This is a genomic window from Dermacoccus sp. PE3 (assembly GCF_001021715.1).
Lineage (GTDB): Bacteria > Actinomycetota > Actinomycetes > Actinomycetales > Dermatophilaceae > Dermacoccus > Dermacoccus abyssi.
On sequence record NZ_LDCM01000005.1, the window covers coordinates 107,832 to 129,576 of the forward strand.

The 21,745-nt window shown below is 69.6% G+C and carries 16 protein-coding genes; 13 read left to right on the plus strand and 3 right to left on the minus strand.

Annotation, left to right across the window (positions count from 1 at the left end; genetic code table 11):
• Positions 1-17 precede the first annotated feature (17 nt).
• Positions 18-863, plus strand: a complete 846-nt coding sequence (locus AA983_RS13080) for a class I SAM-dependent methyltransferase (protein WP_047312732.1) — start codon at positions 18-20, stop codon at positions 861-863.
• Positions 864-918: 55 nt separating this feature from the next.
• Here the strand turns inward: AA983_RS13080 and AA983_RS13085 are convergent, their stop codons facing one another.
• Positions 919-2,205, minus strand: a complete 1,287-nt coding sequence (locus AA983_RS13085; protein WP_156170424.1) for a lipopolysaccharide biosynthesis protein — start codon at positions 2,203-2,205, stop codon at positions 919-921.
• 147 nt (positions 2,206-2,352) lie between these two features.
• On the opposite strand from AA983_RS13085, the gene AA983_RS13090 reads away from it, so the two are divergent.
• From AA983_RS13090 to AA983_RS15550, 5 genes are all read left to right on the plus strand, one after another.
• Entirely contained in the window at positions 2,353-6,639 is a 4,287-nt protein-coding gene (locus AA983_RS13090) for an alpha-(1->3)-arabinofuranosyltransferase family protein (protein ID WP_047312734.1), read from the plus strand.
• Positions 6,632-7,519 carry a glycosyltransferase family 2 protein gene (locus tag AA983_RS13095; RefSeq protein WP_052947142.1) on the plus strand — a complete coding sequence of 296 codons (888 nt, stop codon included), beginning with the start codon at positions 6,632-6,634 and terminating at the stop codon, positions 7,517-7,519. The genes AA983_RS13090 and AA983_RS13095 overlap by 8 nt, the downstream gene beginning before the upstream one ends.
• The gene (locus AA983_RS13100) at positions 7,516-8,607 is read left to right on the plus strand and encodes a glycosyltransferase family 4 protein (protein WP_047312735.1); all 1,092 of its coding nucleotides are present in this window, start codon (positions 7,516-7,518) and stop codon (positions 8,605-8,607) included. The genes AA983_RS13095 and AA983_RS13100 overlap by 4 nt, the downstream gene beginning before the upstream one ends.
• Positions 8,608-8,614: 7 nt before the next feature.
• On the plus strand, positions 8,615-10,411 hold the full coding sequence (locus tag AA983_RS13105; protein WP_156170426.1) for a hypothetical protein: 1,797 nt from the start codon (positions 8,615-8,617) through the stop codon (positions 10,409-10,411).
• 110 nt (positions 10,412-10,521) lie between these two features.
• Positions 10,522-10,674 carry a hypothetical protein gene (locus AA983_RS15550; protein WP_156170428.1) on the plus strand — a complete coding sequence of 51 codons (153 nt, stop codon included), beginning with the start codon at positions 10,522-10,524 and terminating at the stop codon, positions 10,672-10,674.
• 120 nt (positions 10,675-10,794) lie between these two features.
• On the opposite strand, the gene AA983_RS13110 is transcribed toward AA983_RS15550, so the two are convergent.
• Complete coding sequence (locus AA983_RS13110; RefSeq protein ID WP_047312736.1) at positions 10,795-12,042, minus strand: glycosyltransferase family 4 protein; 1,248 nt, start codon at positions 12,040-12,042, stop codon at positions 10,795-10,797.
• Positions 12,043-12,223: 181 nt separating this feature from the next.
• On the opposite strand from AA983_RS13110, the gene AA983_RS13115 reads away from it, so the two are divergent.
• Genes AA983_RS13115 through AA983_RS13125 form a run of 3 tightly spaced genes read left to right on the plus strand, consistent with a single transcriptional unit; the run spans position 12,224 to position 17,249 of the window.
• Positions 12,224-12,985 (plus strand): class I SAM-dependent methyltransferase, encoded by a 762-nt coding sequence (locus AA983_RS13115; protein WP_231579610.1) that lies wholly within the window; start codon positions 12,224-12,226, stop codon positions 12,983-12,985.
• On the plus strand, positions 12,982-13,698 hold the full coding sequence (locus tag AA983_RS13120) for a class I SAM-dependent methyltransferase (RefSeq protein ID WP_047312738.1): 717 nt from the start codon (positions 12,982-12,984) through the stop codon (positions 13,696-13,698). The genes AA983_RS13115 and AA983_RS13120 overlap by 4 nt, the downstream gene beginning before the upstream one ends.
• Positions 13,695-17,249 carry an alpha-(1->3)-arabinofuranosyltransferase family protein gene (locus AA983_RS13125; RefSeq protein ID WP_047312739.1) on the plus strand — a complete coding sequence of 1,185 codons (3,555 nt, stop codon included), beginning with the start codon at positions 13,695-13,697 and terminating at the stop codon, positions 17,247-17,249. The genes AA983_RS13120 and AA983_RS13125 overlap by 4 nt, the downstream gene beginning before the upstream one ends.
• Here the strand turns inward: AA983_RS13125 and AA983_RS13130 are convergent.
• Entirely contained in the window at positions 17,158-18,237 is a 1,080-nt protein-coding gene (locus AA983_RS13130) for an acyltransferase (RefSeq protein WP_047312740.1), read from the minus strand. The two genes, AA983_RS13125 and AA983_RS13130, sit on opposite strands and share 92 nt — an antisense overlap.
• Before the next feature lie 73 nt (positions 18,238-18,310).
• On the opposite strand from AA983_RS13130, the gene AA983_RS13135 reads away from it, so the two are divergent.
• The 4 genes from AA983_RS13135 (at position 18,311) to AA983_RS13150 (ending at position 21,744) form a co-directional block, all read left to right on the plus strand.
• Entirely contained in the window at positions 18,311-19,414 is a 1,104-nt protein-coding gene (locus AA983_RS13135; protein ID WP_082128929.1) for a GHMP kinase, read from the plus strand.
• The gene (locus AA983_RS13140; RefSeq protein ID WP_052947144.1) at positions 19,414-20,037 is read left to right on the plus strand and encodes an SIS domain-containing protein; all 624 of its coding nucleotides are present in this window, start codon (positions 19,414-19,416) and stop codon (positions 20,035-20,037) included. Before AA983_RS13135 ends, AA983_RS13140 begins: the two co-directional genes overlap by 1 nt.
• A 2-nt stretch (positions 20,038-20,039) precedes the next feature.
• Entirely contained in the window at positions 20,040-20,618 is a 579-nt protein-coding gene (locus AA983_RS13145) for an HAD-IIIA family hydrolase (RefSeq protein ID WP_052947145.1), read from the plus strand.
• A gap of 70 nt (positions 20,619-20,688) precedes the next feature.
• Complete coding sequence (locus AA983_RS13150) at positions 20,689-21,744, plus strand: DUF3068 domain-containing protein (protein WP_047312741.1); 1,056 nt, start codon at positions 20,689-20,691, stop codon at positions 21,742-21,744.
• The last annotated feature ends 1 nt before the right edge of the window (position 21,745 follow it).

The following is a 21,745-nucleotide window of genomic DNA, read 5'->3' on the forward strand; positions in this document are numbered from 1 at the left end:
ACCCACGTAAGGAACCCATGAAAACGTCTGCCTTCTTCGAAGCCCTTCCGGCGCTGTTCACCCCCGACGTCCACAGCGGCGACCCGGTCGACGGTGCATGGAAGGACCTCACCGCCCAGGTGGCCGGCTATACGGCGGTCAACGAACTCGCGGTGCTCAACGAGGCCGCGCGTCACCTGCCCGAGGGCGAGGCCTACCTCGAGGTCGGCACGTTCAAGGGACGCTCGATCTGCGCTGCGGTGCGGGGCAACGCCGGCAAGAAGTTCGTCGTCATGGAGAACTTCATGGAGTTCGGCATGGCCGGTGAGATGGCCCGCAAGGAGCTCATGACGAACCTCGCCCAGCACGCGAGTGACGCCGACGTCGAACTGCTCGAGGGCGACTGCTTCAAGCTCATGGTCGAGCCAGGCGCGCTCGATCGGCCGGTCGGCGTCTACTTCTACGACGGCGAGCACACGCTGCTGTCGCACTACCTCGCCCTGGCTGTCGTCGAGCCGTTGCTCGCGGACGAGGCGCTCGTGCTCATCGACGACGCGTCGTGGCCGGTCGTGCAGAAGGCCCACAAGCTCTTCCTCCAGCGGCACAAGGGCTGGGAGATCGTCGAGACGTGGGACGCTGCGCACGCCGACGACCCGCGCTGGGCCAACGGCCTGCACGCCCTCACATTCCGCCGTGTGCCCGGTACAACCCGCAAACTCTCGGGCACGGACGAGGCCCTGCGCCGCTACCAGGTGACGGTGCAGGACCGCGTCAACGCCGTGATGTGGAAGGCCGTGGGCATCGTGCCCGGCCCGATCACCGCGGTCGCGAAGGTGCTGCTCGGACGCTCGCGCAAGATCGGTGACGACGACAGCGCGAAGTGACCCACCGTTGCCTCGGGCCGAGCTGACCACGTGTGTCGGCTCGGCCCGATGCGTGTCACGTGCGGTCGGTGACGAGGAGGTCCTCCTCGGACTCGAGCTGCGTCACGGCGTGACGGCGGGTGCGCACCACGCCGACGAGGACGACGAGCGCCGCGCAGCCGGCGGCGAGGCCGATGATCTGCTCGGCGCTGTCGTGCCACCACAGCCACCCGACGACGAGCTCGACGGCAACGGCCAGCCAAGCCACCTTGCCGAGAGTCGTGTCGTCGTCGGCCATCTGGGAGAAGAGCCACAGCTGCGCCAGGGCCCACAGCGTGCCGAGCGCGATGCAGGCCAGGACGAGCGTTCCGAAACCGTCGAAGGCCGTGCCGCCGATGAGCCGCACGAGGGCGTCGGCGTCAATCGCGACAACCGCGGCCGCGATCGCGCCGATTCCGACGACGAGCGCCGCCGCCCGCCAGATCATCGACGACCCCTGACGCGACAGGCGCGGCACGACGAGCAGCGCGATGAACTGGGTGCCCCAGCACATCGCCCGCCCGAAGGTCGACGCGAGGCCGTAGCCGCCGGAGGTGTGTTCGTCGAGGAAGTGGCGCACGAGGAGCACGTCGACGTTCGTCAGGGCAGTGAACGCCGCGAGCGTCGAGTTGGATCGCGCCATCTCGGCCAGGAGCGAGGGGGAGTGGCGCCGCGTGGTGGCGGCCAGATCGCGACAGGCCCACCACCCGTACGCCGCGGTGAGCCAGGCCGCGATCGCCATGGCGACGAAGACCTGCGTGACGTTCGCATCGATCGCGAGGCACACGAACGCGCCGAGCAGACGGGTGGCCGCGGTGAGGACGTAGAGCGCAGACAGGTGCCCGAGGCGTTCGGCCCCCAGCAACATGCCCTGAAACGCGCCCGTGAGCGTCATCGGAAGGAGCATGAGCGACATGGCGACGGTGGCGGCCACACCGTCGAGGTGGAAGATGTCGCCGATCGGTTCGGCGAGCAGGCACGTGAGCCCGGTGAGAGCGACGCCCGTCCCGGCCGCGGCCACGAGCCCGGACGTGCGTGCTTCCTCGTCGGCCCAGCGTCGCGCGATGATGACCTGGAAGGCGCCGGCCGGGATGACGAGCACGATGCCGAGCGTGATGAGCGCCGAGTAGGCGCCGAACCCCGCGGTACCGAGGGCGCGCGTCAGCACGAGGACGAAGACGTAGCTCAGGGCGTTGCCGACGCCCATGGCGACTCCGAGGAGGGCGCCCGAACCGATGCCCGCCGTGCGCTCGGTCCGGTTGCCAGGAGCCTCGGACGGTTCGTCGGCGGAGTCAGTGGAGACGTCGGTGCGTCCAGCGTTCAACGTCTCCACCTTCTCGGGTTGGTCCTCTTGTTGGTCCTCTTGGGGGTTACTTCCCAGTTATATTAGGCAGTCACCGCCGGGGCGCCGACGGAAAGCGCGCTCGGCGCGCGGTGCAGTGACGAAGTCGACGATCCGGAGGCCAACGACGTGAGACGCTTCGCCGCGCGGGTCAGCCCGTACGCGCTCACGACCGGCGGGCTCGTTCTCTTTCTCGCGATCATCGTCTTCGGCAACTCGCTCGGTCACTTCCACACCGACATCAAGCCAGAGGTCTACCTCGCGCCGTGGACGATGGTCGAGCGCTACCTCTCGTCGTGGACGAGCTCTCCCTACCTCGGGTCGGCGAACTTCAACGTCGGCCTCGTCCCCGTGCTGCTTCTGCTGTCGGCGCTGCGCGGGCTCGGTCTGTCACCGGAGTGGACCTTCAAGGTCTTCCACTTCGCTCTCTGGCTCGTCGCTGCATGGGGAGCGAACCGTCTCGTGCGGGCAGCCACCGTCCGCGCGACGAAGTGGGTCGGCCTGTTCGCGGGGGTCTTCTACCTCGCCAACCCCTACACGATCGCCGCCGGAAACACGCTCGCAATCGCCCTGCCGATGGCGTTGTTGCCCTGGATGCTCCTGGCCTACTTGAGGGGTCTGCAGCAGCCTCGCAGCTGGGTCTGGCCGGCCGCGTTCGGCCTTGCGTTCTTCGCGATGAGCGGCATGAACGTGGCCGTCGTGCCGCTGTACCAGCTGCTCGCGCTCGTGCCGATCGCCGCCGTCGCGCTGTGGCACCGCCGCGCTACGTGGCGTCAGGTGCTCGCCGTGACGGCCAAGTGCGGCCTCTTCGTCGTCGCCGTCTCGGTCTACTGGCTCGTGCCCGCCACCGCAGCGCTTGGCACAGGCGCGCAGATCGTCGACATGTCCGAGACGCTCACCGGTATTCACAAGGTGTCGTCCTTCACCGAGGTGCTGCGCGGCCTCGGTCTGTGGCCGCTCTACGGCCACAGTGACACGGGGCCGTGGGTGCCTCAGAACGCCACCTACATCACGAGCCCGGTCGTCATCGTCCTCACCGCGCTGTGGCCGACGCTTGCGCTCGTCTCCCTCGCCTTTGCGCGAACTGCTCTTCGCCGCACTCTCGTGTTGCTCGCCGCCCTGGCTGCCGTCGTCATGGTCGGGCTGTTCCCGGGCGAGGGACGCGCCCAGAGCCCCGTCGGGTGGGTGCTGGAGAAGGTGCTCGGCCTCGGCCCGCTCGCCGCGTTCCGCACGACGAACAAGATCGGAGCGCTTCTCGCGCTGGCCTTCGCGCTGGCGCTGGCTTTCGGCGCGGTGCAACTCGTGCGCCTCGTCCAACGACGCAGCGCGCTCGCCCCCGTGGCCGGTTCGTTGGCCACGGTTCTCGTGGCCGGTTGGATCCTGCCGGCCCTGTCCAACGGGCTCTACATCTCCGAGATGGACGTGCCGAACTACTGGCGCGAGGCGGCCAAGACGGCCGACGGGGGAGACCCGAACGCGCGTACCCTCATGCTTCCCGGCCAGACCAGGCCGACCTATCGCTGGACCGTTCAACGGCCGGACGACCTCACGAACTCGCTTCTCAAGCGCGAGGCCGTGCTGCCCGAGACGACGCCGAACGCGAGTGCACCCGGCGCCAACCTCCTCGCGGCCATGGACGACACGGTGCAGTCGGATCGCTCGAACGGCGACATCGCCTCGACGTTCGCGCGTTACCTCGGGGCCGACAACGTGCTCGTGCGTCACGACACCGTCTGGGAGAACGACGGCGGTGCGCGGCCAGCGGCCATGTCGCGCCTCATCGACGGCGACAGCGGTCTGTACGGCGTCGCGAACTTCGGACGTCCCGGTCAGAACGTCCTGTCGCCCACGAACCAGCCCGAGAGCATGGACGAGGCCCTGCTCACGCCGGTTCAGCTCTACGGGGTCAAGGACTCCCGACGTGCGGTCCGGGCCCAGAGCCTCGCGGGTCAGATGATCGTCGCCGGCGACGGCTGGGCGTTCCCCCAGCTCGCCTCCGCCGGCCTGCTTCGCTCGAGCCCCACCGTGCGCTACGCGCAGGACCTCGACGAGACGAGCCTCAAGGCCGCGCTCAAGGACGGCGCACGCCTCGCGCAAACCGACACGAACGCCCGCCGCAACACCATCCCTCAGCGCCTCACCGCCGGCCAGGGCTCGCTCCTTGCCGCGAACGAGGCGCTGAAGAACAGCCGCACACTGGGCACCGATCCGAAGAACCAGACCGTCCTGGAGCGTTCCGGGGCGCACGTCACCGCGAGCTCGGCCGGTGGAACGTTCTTCGACCTGCCCTTCGCCGCCGCCGAGAACGCTTTCGACGGTGACGATGCGACGTCGTGGCGGTTCGGTGACTTCCAGCGAGCCGCAGGCCAGAGCCTGAACGTGAAGCTCGACAAGCCCGCCCGCCTCGGTGACGTGTCGGTCGCTCAGGCCGATCTCGGTCCCGTCAAGATCGATCGCGCCACCCTCATCGCAGGCGGCAAGTCTGTCTCCGTGCGCGTGCCAGACACCGGCCGTGCCACGTTCCGCATGGGCGGCGTGAACGCCGAGTCCGTCCGCCTGCGGATCGACTCGACCCGCGGCGACGGCTACAACCTCGTCGGTGTTTCCGAAGTGGGGCTACCCGGGGCGAAGGCAGAGCGTGCGGCGCGCACGCCGTCGACTCTGAAGGACCTGTACGACAGCCTCGACGCCGAGGGCCGCACGGCCTTCGAGAAGGCACCGCTCGACATCCTCTTCCAGCGCGTGCAGAACTCGTCCTCCCCGAACGACGACTCCGAGACCTCGCTCAACCGCATCTTCACGATGCCCGACGCCCGTCGCTACGACGCCTCCGCCACGGTGCGCCTCGCGAAGGCCGACCAGGAGCGCTTCTACGACCGCAGCGCGGGCTACAGCGATGCCGTCACGGCGTCGTCGTCGGAGTTCTGGTTCAACCGCCCCGAGTACCGTGCGTCCCAGGCGGCCGACGACAACGACAAGACGGCCTGGGTTCCCGGTGGCGCAAGCCCGCAGGGTGCCTGGTGGCAGATGCGCGGGCCCGAGCGCGAGATCAGCTCTGTCTCCGTCACCCAGGCCCCCGGTGAGGGCGGTGCATCACGCACCCAATGGGCGACGCGGGCCACGGTCAGCGTCGACGGCCGCGTCGTCGGCTCCGGAGCTCTCAAGCCGAACGGCACGGCGTCGATCGACATCACGGCGACGCGGGGCAAGGTCGTGCGGGTGCAGCTCGACGCCTCGAGCGGCCCGCGTAACGGCGCCCCGGCGAAGTTCACGTCGATCGACACGAAACAAGCGCTGCGCAAGGCTCCTCTCGGTGCGTTCGACGAGCCTGGTAAGAACCGGTGCTTCGCCGTCTCGACGATCAACGGTACGGCGCTGCCGATGCGTCTGTCGGGCGACCGTGTGGCCGGGCCCAAGGACGCCGGCACCCGCTGGACGGCGTGCAACCCGGTTGTCCTCAAGGCCCGCGAACAGCACGTCGAGCCGGTGCGCGACTTCGTCGTCGACTCGCTCGTGCTGCGCGACACCGTGTCGGAGAAGGCGGGGGCCGGCGTCTCGCCTGCCCCGGTCGACTTCGCCGTGACGAAGAACTCGCCGAGCGTGAAATCCGTGCGCGTGGCGAAGAGCTCCACGCCGAAGGCCGTCGTGCTGGGTCAGAGCTATGACGAACGCTGGAGCGCCACGCTGGGCGACAAGGATCTGGGACGCCCCGTCCTGCTCGACGGCTACTCCTCCGGGTGGGTTCTGCCGGCCGGCGCCGAGGGCACCGTCGAGATGCGCTTCACGCCTCAGCGTTACGCCAACTGGGCCATCCTCTTCTCGCTTGCGGCACTGTTGATCGCGGCAGCGCTCGTGGTGCGTGCGTGGCTGACGGGTGCGCTTGTCGGTGGTCGAGACGAGAGCGCCGACGAGGACCTGCCGGCTCATCGCGCGCACCGGTCCGCGACACAGGAGCGGATGACCGGTGGCGGCGGGTCCCCGGGTCGCTCGGGTCGTCAGGTCCTGCTCCAAGCCGGCTTCGTCGTGGCCGCCGCGCTCGCTGTGGGGCTTCCGGGACTCGTGGCGGGTCTCGCCGTCGTGGCGGGCCTGCGCTGGGGACGCGTGACATCACGGGCACTCGTCGTCACCGGCGCTGCCCTGGTGTTCGTGGCGATTCTCCTGTTCCTCGTCCTCAGCCCCGACCTCGGCGAGGTGAGCGCGGATGCGATCTCGGCGAGCCTGTGGCCGCATCGCGTTGCCGGCGCCGGTTTCGTCGTCGCCATCGCAGGCCTCCTGCGCCGTGAAGGCCTGGCCGGGGGATCCCGCGGTGCCGCAACGGCCGAGCCGGCCGCTGACGCCACCGACTCCGCCGATCGCACCGAGGACGAGGGACGCACGCGCGACAGCGACAGCGACGGAGGATCCGAGGATGAGTGACAGCCACGTGAGCGCAGGGACGCCTGCCGGGCGCGATGTGGAGGGCGGTGTTGCGCGCGCGGTGAGCGTCATCGTGCCGACGCGCAACAACGAGCGCACGATCGAGGCGACGCTCGCGTCCGTCGTTGCGCAGACCGAGCCGAACGTGACGCTCATCGTCGTCGACAACGCGAGTAACGACGCGACGCCCGAGATCGCCCAGCGGTACACCGACGTCTACCTCGAGGCGGGCCCCGAGCGTTCCGCCCAGCGCAACCGCGGCATTCAGGCTGCCGAGACGCCGTGGATCGTGTGGCTCGACAGCGACATGATCCTGCCGCCGCGTGCTCTCGAAGTCGCCCTCGACACCGCCGAGCAAACAGGCGCGGCCGGCGTCGCCCTGCCCGAGCGCACGATCGGCACGGGGTTCTGGACAGCCTGCCGGGCCCTCGAGCGTGAGTGCTACCTCGACCAACCGTGGCTGCACAACCCACGCCTGCTGCGCCGTGAGTTCATGGTCGGCGACGGCGAGTTCCACCTCGCGATGTCCGGACCGGAGGACGCCGACCTTCGCATGAAAATGCGCCGTGCGGGACACCGCATCGAACTCGCTCCCATCGTCATCGACCACGACGAGGGTCACCTCACCCTGCGCGACGTCTTCGACAAGCGGCGCTACTACGGCCGAAGCATCCCGGCCCTCGAAGCCGAGCACGACGGTGCCGTCAGCGACCAAGGGCGTGCGGTGCTCGGCGCGTACTGGAGCCACCGCGGCGACCTGGCCCGACGCCCCCTGCACGCCGCCGGCATGGTCGCGATGCGTGCCATGGAGGCGGTCGGCTACGGCTACGGCGCCTGGAGCGCGCGCCGTGAGGCGGCCTCCGGAGGAAAGACGCCGTGACCCACGGTGACGCGTCGCGCCGGCGTGAGCTCCTGTGGCTCTCGCTGCCCGATCAGCGTCCCCGCCGTGAGCTCTACTGGATGTCGCGCATGCCCGACACCCACGTCACAGCGCTGGCCGCCGACGAGCCGGTGGGGGAGATGAGCTGGGTCCCGACGACCTACCGCCGCCCGGTGAAGCGCTTCATCGAGGCCGGCGCTTTCGCTTGGGCCGAGAACCTCGACGACGAACTCGCGCGCGTTCGCCCCGACTGGGCGGTCAGCCTCGAGCTGTGTTCGCTCGTCACCGGGCAACTTTCCCGGCGCCGCCGATCCGGAGGCTTCAAGCAGGCCGTCGTGACGTGGGAGAACATGCCGCGTCAGCCCCTGTACGCCCTGCCGCCGTACCGCCAGGCCGTCGAATCCGCACGCAGCGCCGACCTCGTGCTCTGCATGGTCGACGCCGCCCTCGATCACCTCGACCTCAACGGCTTCGACCTCGAGCGGGCGCGCGTCGTCAAGCCCGGTGTCGACACGGAACTGTTCTCCCCGGCAGCCGAACTCACCGACCGCCCGCGCGTTGTCTTCACTTCGCCGCTGGCACCGAACAAGGGCATTGACACCGTGCTCGACGCGATGGCTCACGTGCGCCGACACCTGCCGGAGGCGCAGCTCGTCGTGGCCGGACGCGGCCCGTGGCTTCCGCTCGTCGAGGAAGCCGCCCGTCGCATGCCGGATTCGGTCGTCCTCGCGGGCTCGCTCGATGCGTCGGGGGTGGCCGACCTCCTGCGCTCGGCTCGGGTGTTCACGACGGCACCCCGCCCGACGTGGAAGTGGACCGAGCAACTCGGTCTTGCCTACCTCGAGGCGCAGGCGTGCGGCCTTCCCGTCGTCACGACCGCCTGCGGGACGAACGACGAGGCCGTGCGCCCACCGAACCTCGTCGTCGAGGACGACGCCGCAGCACTGGCTGACGGGCTCCTGCACTTTCTCGAGAACGACGCGGCAGCCCGCGAGACGGGCCGAGCCAACCGCGAGCGGATGGTCGCGGAGCACGACATCGTCACGCAGACCCGTCGCCTCGGCGAGGCGTTCGCCGAGTTCGAGTGAGGCCCGAGTGAGCGTCAGGGGCGAGGGGGAGCGGTCGAGCGCAGTCTCATGGGTCGCACGCCACGCCGGTCTGCTGACGGCGAGTGTGGTGGCCCTCCTCGTGCTGTCGCCGGCGCTGTGGCGGCCCGGCTTCCTTCTCCACTACGACATGGTGTTCGTGCCCGACCTGCCGCTGTCGGCGGGCACGCTCGGGATGGACGGCGGGGTTCCCCGCGCGGTTCCGAATGACACCGTCGTCGCGCTGCTCGACCTCGTGCTGCCCGGCTGGATCACCCACCGGCTCATCCTCGTCGGAGCGTTCCTCGCCGTCGGTGCGGGCGTCGATCGCTGGCGGCGGGGGCTCGTCACCACTGTCGTCGCAACGGTCGCCGCGACGTGGAGCCCGTGGGTGGCCGAGCGTCTCGCCATCGGTCACTGGGGCTACCTCTGGGGGTACGCAGCGCTCGTGTGGGCCGTCGTCGGTGCACTCGAAGTCCGCGCAGCGCGGAGCGACGGCGACGGCACGTGCCATCACCGGGCCGTGACGAGCATCGCGGTGGGCCTGGGCATGAGCGCCCTGTCGGGCTCGACGGGTGCCGTGCTCGTCGCCATCGCGTTGGTCGTCCTCCTCCTTGCGCCCGGCGCGGGTCGGCCCCGCGCGGGAAGCATCGCCGTCGGAGCAGCCGCGTGGCTCCTGCTCAACGCCGCGTGGTGGTTCCCCTTCCTCACGAGCTCGTCATCGTCCGCGGCCGACGCCACCGGCGTTCGGGCCTTTGCCGCCGGAGCCGACACGCCGCTGGGCGTTCTCGGGTCACTCCTCGGGGGCGGCGGAATCTGGCACGAGCCGTCGTGGTTCCCCGAGCGCCACACCGTGGTCTTCGCTGTTCTCGCCGCTGCGCTCGTCGTCGTCGGCTTCGTGACGCTCCTGAGGCACCTGCCGACGCTGCACTGGGGGATCGGGGCGCTCGGAATCCTCGCGCTCGTCCTTTCGAGCCTCGGAAGCTTCGCCGTCACGGCGCCACTGCTTGTGTGGTTCGTCGAGACCGTTCCCGGCGGCGGGCTGCTGCGCGACGGACAGAAGTTCGTCGCGTTGCTCGTCGTGCCCGCAGCGCTCGGGTGGGGCGTGCTCGCGGCACGTGTCGTGTCACGCGCTCGAGGAACCGCGCTCGCCCCGGTCGCGCTCGTCACGGCCGCCGTGCTGCCGGTCGTTCTTCTGCCGGGGCTTGCGTTCGCCCGCGGTGGCCAATGGATCTCGTCGAGCTATCCGAACGAGTACGGAGCTGTCGCGCAGCGGTTGTCGGCGTCGTCGGACGCGGCCGCCGTCCTGCCGTGGCGCCTGTACCGGCAGTACGGCTGGAACGGCGACATCACCGTGCTCGACCCGTGGCGGCGCCTGTCGTCCTCTCCGGTGCTCGTCAACGACGACCTGCCACTGCGTGACAGCACGGTACGGGGTGAGAGTGCGGCTGCCGACCGGGTGTCGAGGGCCCTCGCGAGCGGGGACGCGGCGCAGGTCAAGGCTGCGCTGAGCAGGGCCGGCGTGCGCTACGTCGTCGTCGAGAAGTCCCAACCCGGGGTCGACGACGACATTCGGACGCTCACCCCGATCGGCTCCGTCGTGCACTCGGGGCGAGACCTGACGCTCTACGACATCGGCCGTCCCAGCGGCCACGACGGCCCGCAGAGCCTGGGGAACGCGCCCTGGTGGGGCGCGACGGGCCTGGCTCTCGCGGGGGTCACCCTGGCTGCGGGTACGGCGTGGCTCGTGCGGCGCAGGCAGTTCGAACGCGGCGCGGAAGGACACGCTTCGGGTACGAGTCAGTAGTTCGCCTGCGCAGAACGTCACATTCGGGCTACACTCGATGAAAATGCGTCGTACGGGCGACGCGTCTCACCCGCGAAGTGAGAGCTGGACACAGCGAAAGGCGGTTCACCATGAGCGCGTCCACGAGCAAGGCGGCGTACAACGTCGGCGGTGCCATCGTCGGCATCCTTCTCGCCCTTCTGGCGATCTTCGGTCTCATCCAGACCCAGGGCAACCAGGAGCAGTCGCAGAAGTACCAGTCCAAGATCAGCTACGACGGCTGATCCGTTCGGCCGCACGGCCGAACATGCGCGAGGGCGAGGCATCGAAATGCCTCGCCCTCGCGCTGTTGTGTGTGGCCCGCACTGGCTGCCGTCGACGACCGGGGCACCGTGTGCCTGAGATCAGGAGACGCTGACGACGTGCGGCCGCTCGTCCAAAGCGAACGCGTCGCGCTCGACGAGGGCACGCAGGCGCTCGACGTGCAGGGGAGTGTCCGGCGGCTGGGGCGCACGCGTCGCGCGCCCCAGGACGTTCTCGAGCGTGTGGTGCAAGTTCCGGCCGGCGCTGTTCCAGCTGAACGAGCGGGCGTAGCGGCGCGCATTGCGTCCGAGTTCCTCCCGGACATCCGCTCGTTCGAGGAGGACGCGCACGTCGTCGATGAGTTCGTCGGTCGTCGAGGCCAGAGCGCCGGTGCTCGCGTGCTGGATGGACTCACTGGGGCCACCGGCCTGGATGAACGCCAGCGAGGGGGTGCCGTGCAGCCCGGCCTCCACGATCGTCAAGCCCCAGCCCTCCTTGTACGAGGGCATCATGACGAGCCACGACGAGGCGAGCAGCGTGTGCTTGGTCTCCTCGTCGACGAATCCGTGGAAACGGACGGCGTCCTCTACTCCGAGATCGCGGGCGTGCTGGGCGATGTTCTCCTGCCAGTACCCGGAACCGACGACGTTGAGCACGAGCCCGGGGAACTGGGGGCGCAGTCGTGCCACGGTGTCCACAGCGATCTCCACCTGTTTGTGCGGCACGAGGCGGCCCAGCACGGTGATGGACGGTTCGGACGTGCGAGGCACGTCCGCGTAGGAGTCGAGATCGCGCGGGTGGTCGTTGCCGCTGTAGACGAGGTCGATGCGTTCGGCGTCGACGCCGAGTTCCACGAGTTCGGCCCGCGTTGCCTTCGAGACGGTGACGTAGCGGCTCTTGCGGTAGACGAACGGCGCGGCCTTCGACTCGAGGAACCAGCCGAACCTCGCGAGGCGCTCACCGAAGATGCTCGACCACTGGTCGCGGTGCACGTGGTGGACGACGGCGACGACGGGGACGCGGGAGACGATGGGTGACCAGAACGGCACACCGTTCTGCACGTCGATGACGACGTCGTAATCGCGGGAGTGGCGCAGCAGGTGCCACAGCCCCGCCGCGTAGCAGGTGAAGCGGTTGCCGGCGCGCAGGACGCGGACGTCACCGTGCATCGTGCGTCGGGCTGCGCCCGGGAAGCGGGCGGTGTGGATCGTCACCTCGTCCCCGAGAGCGCTCATCACCTCGCTCGTGCGCTCGACGAACACCTCGGAGCCGCCGGCTTCGGGGTTCTCGCGGTCGCGCCACGACAGGTACAGCACCCGCATCGGGGCACCTGCGTGCTCGCCGTTCATCCCTGTTCGTCTCCTCGTGCCATTCGTCCGCGACCGTTTCGGGTCGCCCGTTAGAGTAACCGGGAGCCGAACAGGAGGTGTCCCGATTCCCAGGTCTCGATGCGAGGCGTGCGGCCATGCCGTGCAGCCTTGGACGCTCGGCTCATCCGTGCTCGGGCGGTGCACTCACTGCGGGCACCTCGTGCGCTCCCTCCACGACGCGCCCGCGCGTCACCGTGAGCACGCTTACGGCGGTGACCCGACGCTCGACTCGGCGCGTCTCGCCCTGACCTACCGCACGCTCGTCGCGGACGGCGTACCCGAGTCGGTGTTCGAGATCGGCTTCGGCACCGGTGCTCTGCTGCGTCGCTTCCTCGACGGCGGAGCCAGTGTCGCGGGAGCCGATCCCGACCAGCTCGAACTCGCCGTCGATGACCGTGTGGCCCGCGAGGGATCGCTGCACGCCTGCGGCATCGAGGACGTCACGCCCGACGCCCTGCCCGCCGGCGCCGTCGACATGGCCTACGGCATCCACGTGCTCGAGCACGTCGTCGATCCAGCCCTGACGTTGCAGCGCACCCGCGACCTGTTGCGCCCCGGCGGCAGCGCGCACTTCCTCACGCCGGCCGGTGACTGGGCGGGTCTCGGCCTCGTCAAGGACGGCTGGTGGATGCTCGAGGATCCGACACACATCCGCTTCTTCACGGCGAAGTCTCTGAGCACGATGGCGCGGGACGCCGGCTTCGACTCGGTGGAGATCCGCCGCCCCGTCCTCGACTCGCTCGTCCACGGCGCCGCGAGCACGGTTCGCGTGGTGCGCCGGGCCGATCGCCCGCGTGGCGTGCTCGCGCAACGCTCGACGATGGCGCTGGCCGCACTCGGTCTGCCCGGGACACTTGCAGCGCGCGCCGCTGTGCCGCGCCTGCGTCCCACGCTCCACCTCGTCGCCAGGGTTGCCTCATGAGCCGCGACCTTCGCCGCAGCGTTCACCTGTTCCGCGCCTTCCTCGTGGAACAGAGCGACCCGGCGCACTTCTACGGTGAGCTGGCTCGAGACTCCGTCGCAGGCATCGCCGAGCACCTCGACCTGGACGGGGCTCACGTCCTCGACGTCGGCGCCGGACCGGCGGAGTTCGCCGAGGCCTTCCGCGAGTCCGGTGCCACTTACGTTCCCCTCGACGCCGACCCCGACGTCGACTCGGTTCGCCACGGTGGCGTCGTCGGGGACGCGGGGCACCTGCCGTTCGCGGACGGCTCGTTCGACGTCGTCTTCAGCTCGAACCTGTGGGAACACGTGCGCACACCGGAGGCCGTCGCCGACGAGATGCTGCGCGTCGTCGCACCCGGCGGTTTGCTCTACATCGCATACACGAACTGGCTCAGCCCGTGGGGAGGCCACGAGACGTCGCCCTGGCACTGGCTCGGCGGAGAACGTGCCGCTCGGCGGTACGAGCGCAAGCACGGACACCGGCCGAAGAACCTCATCGACGACAGCCTGTTCCGGGTGAGCGTCCGGCAGGGACTCGACTGGGCCGAGGCCGCCCGTGAATCCCGCCGGGCCGATGTTCTCGCCCTGCGTCCGCGCTACTGGCCCGATTGGGCCCGCCCGATCCTGCGGGTGCCGGGCCTTCGGGAGATCGTGACGTGGAACCTGCTCGTCCTCGTGCGCAAGCGGTGAGCGACTCCGCCGTCACGCCCGCCCGGGGAGGACGCCTGCGCCGTTTCCTCGACCCGCTGACGAGCGTCATCGCGGCACTCGGAGTGTTGCCGTGGTTGGTGCAGCCCGGCGTCATCCAACCGGACACGAAGATCGACCTCGTTGCCGCACCGGCCCGCTACCTCGCCCGCTCGCTCGACGCCTGGTCCGGGCATTCGGGGTTCGGCGAACTCCAGAACCAGGCGTACGGCTACCTGTTTCCCATGGGGGCGTTCTTCGCCCTCGCGGACGCGGTGAGCCTGCCCGGGTGGGCTGCGCAACGAGCCTGGTGGACGCTCATGCTCATCGTCGGTGCCTCCGGGGCCGCTCTCTTCGCGCGTCGCGTGCTGGGTGTCGGGACGGCGGCTGCGGCGCTCGCGGGAGTGCTGTACGCGCTGAGTCCGCGGGTACTCAGTCTGCTCGCTCAACTGTCCGTCGAGACGTGGCCCGGGATGGTGATGCCTTGGCTGCTGCTTGCCGTTCACGCCCGCCGTCGTCCGGGCGGACTCTCGTGGCGCCTCTACGTCGGTGTCGTCGGCATGCTGTCCGCCGCCCTCGGCGGGGTCAACGCGACGGCGTCGCTCGTCGCCGTGCTCGGTGCGTTCGTGTTCGCCCTGGTCGTCGGTGGGGAGCGGTTGCGTGAGGATCGGAGCGTCGGTCGTCGCGATCTCGTCGGCGGACTCGCCCTGGGCGCCTTTCTCGGCTGCGCCTGGTGGCTCGGCCCGCTCGTCGTGCTCGGCCGCTACGCCTACCCGTTCCTCGATTACATCGAGACCTCTCGCATCACGACGGCCGTGACGTCCGTGCCGGGCATCCTGCGCGGCGCTTCGGACTGGGTGGCCTACATCATCGACGCCGAAGGCCACCCGGTCTGGCAGAGCGGCTGGGTCGTGGCGCAGGGCACCGCGTCGATCGTCGCGGGCTGCCTGCTCGCCGGGGTCGGCCTTGCAGGGTTGCTCACGGCACGCACCGGAGCGGGTACTCACCGACCGGTCGTGCCCCGAGGTCTCGGTGCCATGGTGCTCGTCGGTGTCGTCGGCATGGGGGTTGCCTACGTCGGCGCCGTGCACGGCCCGTTCGCGTCCACGGCGCGCGACCTCCTCGACGGTCCACTCGCCGCTGCACGCAACGTGCACAAGCTCGACCCTCTCGTGCGACTGCCGCTCGTCATGGGCATCGCCGTCGTGGCCGAGCGGCTGCTCGCGCGCCTGCGGGACCGGGGGGCCTCCACCACCGACGGTGTCGGGGGAGCCGCGCTGCCGGCGCCCGCGGTTCGTTGGGGTGCCACAGCCCTCGCGGTGGCCGTGCTCGCCTCGATGGCACCGTTCTGGCAGGGACGTCTCGGGCACGAACGCGGCGTCACGGCATGGCCGGCCTCGCTGCGCGCCGCGGCGAAGGACATCGACGCCGCGGCCGCGCGCGACGGCGGGTCGACGCTCGTCCTGCCGAGCGCGCGCGCCGCGACCTACGCGTGGGGCACGAGTTCCGACGAACCGCTCGTCGCATTCGCTCAGAGCCCGGTGGCTGTGCGTGCCTCCGCACCGCTCGTTCACCCCGGTGCCCAACGGCTCATGGACGCCGTCGATGCTCGTGTGGCGTCGGGCGACACGGCCGGCGTCGCGAAGGCCCTGCGGCGTGCTGGCGTTGCGCGGATCGTCGTGCGCCACGGCGTCACGCCGGCGCAGCAAACAACCTCGGCGGCCCGATACGTCACGGCCCTGCAGGGATCGCCGGACTTCACCGGCCACCGGGTTCACGGATCGGGGGAAACTCGCTTCGATGTGTTCGACATCGACGCGTCAACCTCGAGCGAGCGGGGCACAAAGGCCATCTCCGTCCTCGGTGGCCCCGAGTCGACTCTCTCGTTGGCCGCCGCGGGTGTCCTGCCCTCGTCGCCGCTCGTGACGGGACGCGGGGGTGGGTGGATCACCGACGACGTCCGCAAGCGCGTTTACAACAACGGTCGCCCGCCGGCGCTCGCCTTCGGGCCGACGTTGACGGCCGGCTCGACGAGAGACGCGCGTCCCGGCAGCAGAGACCTCGACTTCGAGGGGCGAACGGCTTCCCTCACGACGTTGGCTCTCGACGGCGTCACCGCGGTCGCGTCCGAAGGTGACGCCTCCGACCCGTTCGGCGACGTGTACCTCGGCCCGGGCACAGGGCCCGCATCAGCACTCGATGCCTCGGACGCCACGGCATGGCTCACGCCCGCCCACGAGGCGACACCGCTCGTTCTGCGGTGGGCGCGCGGCACCTCCGATGGCACCGTCATCGTGCACGGCACGAGTACCGGCAAGGCCACACTGCGCGGCTTCGAGGTCGTTGCGAACGGCCGCGCCGTCGAAGCCCGGGCGGCGGGCGAACGGGCCTGGAACGTCACCGTGCCGCGCGGCACGACACAACTCGAACTGCGCCCGAAGGCGTCGGCGCGCGACGAGTCATCGGCCGTCGGCATCAGTTCGATCGATTCCGGAGGAGCAGGGTGGCGGGCCGTCCAGGCTCTGCCGGGGCAGGTCGACACGGAGCGCAACGGCGTCCTTCTCACACGTACCCAGCCCTTCACCGAAGGCAGAGCTCTGCGCTCCGAAGATGACGGCCAGTGGACCCGTCGGCTCACCGTGGCACATGCTGGAACCATGGGGGTCAACCTGACCTTGCGTGATGGCGGCCATCGCGACGCCGGGAATGTCCTCTCCGTGCGTCAGCGCGACGGCAGTTGGAAGGCCGCCTCGCTCAACGGTTCGTCGGGCTCATTAGCCCTGCCGAAGGGGAAGGTCGACCTCAAGCTTTCACCTGACGTCGAGAGTCTGCGCCTGACGCCCACCGGCGGCGACGCGCGCGCGGCGCTCGGGCTGAGGGACACCGGCGGCAGCCGCACGACTCCGCCCGCGACGACGCACGAGTCCTCCGTGGTGACTCTCGCCTCGACCCAGGGCGCGAACGCGGGATGGAGCTGCGTGGGCGAGGGGACGAGCCCCGTGACCCTCGACGGCTGGCGTCAGGGGTGTGCGGTGTCGTCGACGCCGTCCGCTGCGCAGGCGCCCGAGCTCGCGTTCGCCCCTCAGATGTGGCACCGGGGCGCCCTCCTCGTCGGGGGTTTGGGTGTCCTGATTGCGGCCGTGCTCGCCGGCTGGCCGCGCCGCACCCGTCCCGCTCCTGAGAACACCCAACCGGACGCGGCTGCGATGACCACCGCGGCGGGAGGCCGTACTCGCCTCGGCGTTGTGGCCGGTTGTCTCGTCGTCGGAGCGCTCGCCGTGGCCCTCGCGGGTTGGTGGGCCGTGCCCGCTCTCCTTCTGGCCTTCGGTCTGCCCAGCAAGTGGCGGCCGACGGCCGTCGTCGTTGCACTCGCGTTGACGGGGCCGGTCATGGCGACCCTCGGCGTCGTCGACCGCGCGTCGTCCGGAGCGCTCGTCGGTCAGGTGCTCGGTGTGACAGCGCTCAGCGTGTTCGCCGCGGAGCTCCTCGGTGCCCCCAGCGGATGGCGGGCCGTTCGACGAAGCGGCGACTCGCGTCAGCAAGGAACCACGTGACGACGAGCGTCACCGTGAGGATGAGGACGAACGGGGCGTGGAAGATCCGCAGGCCCAGCGAGGCGAAGAGCACCTGGAGCACGACGAGGTGCCAGAGGAAGACGCCGTAGCTCGTCTCGCCGGACGCGAGTGCGAGGCCGGTTGACGAGCGGCGCTGCACCTCGCGAGGCGCGTTCGTGGCCGCCACGAGCAAGGCGCCGGCGACAATCCCGTACAGAATCTCCTTGGCCGCCGCCGCGAGAACCGTCGGTGTCTCCAGCCCGATCGGCCCACCGAGCGGGGTGGCGGCCAACAAGTAGGCCAGCACGGCGACGAGCAGCGCGTGGCCTGCGGTGAGGCGCGACGCAATCCCTGGTCGCTGTTCGAGCATCCAAGCCCACCCGATGCCGACGCAGAACCACGCAGCGTGGCCGAGGGCGCTCGTGCCGAGCCACCCCCACGTCGGCGAGCCCTGCGAACTGGCGAACGCCTGGACGAGAATCCCAAACGTCGCCACGAGCACCAACACGACCGGGACGGTGTGCCCTGCAGCGCGACGACGCAGGAGCCACGCGCCGATCACCGGAACGAGGACGTAGAAGGTCACCTCGGTCGTCAGGCTCCACGTCTGGGTGAACGCGCGGTAGCTTTCGTGGGTGAAACCCTGCAGCAGGAACACGTGCGTGAGCACCTGACGAAGCGAGCCGACGGTGCCGTCGATCATGACGGCAGCGCCGAGAACGGCCGCTAGGGCGAGCCAGTACGCGGGCATGATGCGCGCGAAGCGATGCCGGGCGTAGTCCGGGGGAGTCGCACGTCCGGCGCAGTAACCGCGGGTGAGCAGGAAGGCGGAGATCGCGAAGAACACGGCGACACCGCTGTCGCCTCGCGCCAGCAGGCGCCCAGCACCGTCCACGTTCGCCGCGCCGGTCCAGAAGGCGACGTGGGAGAGCAGGACGAGCAGCGCCGCGACGGCCCGCAGTGGGCCGATGGCGGGAATGCGGCGCATGTCGATCCCCCTCGCACTTACCATCGGGTAACGTGCGGCGCGCACGCATCGGTCGAATGGAGGCTAGCCGCAGATGAAGGCTCATGAGGGGGCAACCCCCACAGGCGACGCCGCACCGGCCGGTCGTGACTATCTCGATTACCGCAAACCCGTTCTGCGGGCGCGTGCTCCGCTGCGGGTGAGTTTCGCCGGCGGCGGCACGGACGTCGCGCCGTTCCCCGAGCGTGAGGGCGGCTGCGTCCTGTCGGGCACCATCAGCCAGTTCGCCTATTCGACGCTGCGTCCACGCACCGACGGCCGGATCACTGTTCAGTCCCTGGACTTCGGGTACTCGATCGGGTTCGGGGTCGACGACCCCGTGGAGTACAACGGTCAGCTCGACCTTCCCAAGGCCGCCATCGCGCGCATCCGGACGATTCCGGGCGCACACGCCGTCACGGGCTTCGACCTGTTCCTCCACACCGCAGCGCCGCCCGGGTCGGGTCTCGGCAGCTCGAGCGCCGTCATGGTCTCCGTCATCGGTCTCGTCGCGCAGCACTGCGGCCTCGATCTCACCGAGTACGAGATCGCCGAACTCGCCTACCGCCTCGAGCGTGAGGACCTCGGCATCCCCGGTGGTTCGCAGGACCAGTACGCCGCAGCGTTCGGCGGCTTCAACTTCATCGAGTTCGCCGGCGACCAGGTCGTCGTCAATCCGTTGCGCGTGCGCGAATCGACGGTGCACGAGCTCGAGCACAACATGCTGCTCGCCTTCACAGGTCAGACGCGCGTGAGCGACCACATCATCGAGGACCAGCGCAGCCGGTACGAGACGGGCAACGCGACCGCGCTCGAAGGCCTGCGGGCTCAGAAGGAACTCGCGGCGCAGATGAAGATCGCGCTCGTGCGCGGTGAGGTCGACACGATCGGCCACCTCCTCGGCGAAGCGTGGCGTGAGAAGCAGAAGATGTCGGAGCGCATCACGACGCCCCTCATCGACGAGGCGATGAAGCGTGCCCTCGCGAGCGGTGCCCTCGGAGGCAAGGTCACCGGCGCCGGGGGAGGCGGCCACATGGTCTTCGTTTGCGAGTTCGAGCGTCGCCACCTGGTGGCGCAGGAACTCATCGACCTCGGCCTCACCGTCTCCGAGCCGATCTTCAGCCGCGACGGCGTTACGACCTGGAGAGGACAGAACTGATGGCTCACCCGATCGAGGACGTCGCGCCCGACGCCATTGGCGCCGCGACGACCGCACAGCTCGATGCAGGCATCGACGCCTGGCTGCACCTCGCCGAGGCGCTGCGGGAGCCCGAACTCTCGGCCCAAGTTCGCGCCGCCGGCGAGGCCCTCGTCAGTTCGCTCGCCGCAGGCGGCAAGGTGCTCGTCGCCGGCAACGGAGGGTCTGCAGCGATCGCGTCCCACGTCGCGGCCGAGTTCATCGGCAAGTGCATCCACGACCGGGCACCGCTTCCTGCGGTCAACCTGGCCGAAAGCCTGTCGTCGATCACTGCCATCGGCAACGACTACGGCTACGAGCACGTCTTCGACCGCGGTGTTCGCGCGCTCGCGCGCCCCGGTGACGTCTACCTCGCGATGTCGACGAGCGGTCGCAGCGCCAACATCGTGCAGTCCGTCGCGACGGCGCGGGAGATGGGCGTGACGACGATCGCGATGACCGGGCTCGGCGGTGAGCACCTGCGGGACGCCGTCGACCACCTCCTCGTCGTGCCGAGCGTGGAGACGCCCCGCATCCAGGAGGTCCACATGCTGTGGGCCCACGCCTGGTGCGAGGCCGTTGACGTCCTCAGCCAGCGCTCCTGACCGTGACGCCGACGCGGGAGTGGCTCTGCGGCCTCGCCCACGAGCCGTTGCCTCGACCACCCGTCACCGGGGGTCTCGACGCCGTGCTGCTCGACCGTGACGGCACGCTCAACGTTCTGGGGCCCGGCTATCGCACACTCGGCGACTTCGAGTTGCTCCCCGGCGCTGCCGAGTCCGTGGCACGGCTCAACGCCCTCGGGGTGCCGGTGGTCCTCGTGACGAATCAGCGCGGGATATCGACAGGCGCGCTCACCTGGGACGCCCTGGCAACCGTCCACGCGCACCTCGTCGAGCAGTTGGCAGCCGAGGGCGCTCACCTCGACGACATCCGCCTGTGCCCGCATGCCTCAGGGGAGTGCACCTGCCGTAAGCCGTCACCCGGCCTCATCGACGCCGTGGTGGCCGAGAACGGCTGGATCGGGCGGAAGCGAACCCTCTTCGTCGGCGATGCGGAGTCCGACGAAGAGGCTGCGAAAGCCGCCGGTGTCCACTTTCTCGGCGTGGCGAGTGACGTGGGTCTCATCGACGTGGTGGACTCTGTTCTGACGCTGTGGGAACGTCCGAGGTCATCTACTTCGTGAATCGGGTCACACGAGGGGCTCCGAAGGTGTTACCGTCGCGTAAGTTTTCTCGTTCCCCTAGGAGGATCCAGTGCGCAAGGCTGCTGTGATGATCGGATTCGGGGCGTTCTTCCTCACGATGGCGCTCCTCATGCGGTTCTACGCCTACCCCAAACTCGCGGTCGTTCCGCTCAACCAGAACACGCAGCAGACCGTGGCTGACGACAACGCGAAGTACTTCGACGCCGACAAGGTGAAGGCCGGCAGCGGCAAGATCCTCACCAAGGCAACCGTCGTGGCCGACAAGGCCGCGAGCGAGAAGGTCTCGGAGGAGCTCGGTCGCGACGTCGTCGTCATCGACCAGTGGCAGTCCACCGACAACTTCGACGACAAGGGCCAGGTGAAGGCCCCGCCGATGAGTGCCACGACGCAGCGGGTCGCCATCGACCGCTCCACGGGCGAAGCCGTCAAGTGGGACGGTAACGAGCTCAACGGCAAGCCGGTCGACATCAAGGGCCAGACGATCAAGTTCCCCTTCCAGGTCAACAAGGACGCCAAGTACGAGTACTGGGACACGACGCTTGCCAAGGCCATCCCCGTGAAGTTCGCGGGCGAGGACAAGATCAACGGCATGAAGACGTACAAGTTCACGCAGTCGGTCCCGAAGACGACGTTCACCAAGATGGACGTCCCCGGCGAGATCTTCGGTCTCGAAAAGGGCAAGCAGACGGCCGACCGCACGTACGCCAACGAGCGCACCCTCTGGGTCGACCCGGTGACCGGCGTCATGATGAAGCTTCAGGAGAAGCAGAAGCAGACGCTTGAGCTGGAGGGCCAGGAGCCCGTCAACGCGATGGACACGACCTCCACGATGACGCCGGAGACGGTGGCCAAGAACGTCGACGAGTACAAGTCGAAGGGCAGCCAGCTCAACATTCTGCGTAACTGGGCGCCGCTCGTGCTCGGCCTGCTGGGTCTGCTCGCGCTGGTCCTGGGTCTCATCGTGTCGATGCGTGCGCGCGGCTCGGTCGGTGCCCACGCCGAGGAGCGTCGCGACGACTACCGCGATGACTACCGTGACGGCAACGGGAACGACAACGCCAACATGGTGTTCGGTGACCGCCGCGACGACGGGGTTCAGTACTGAC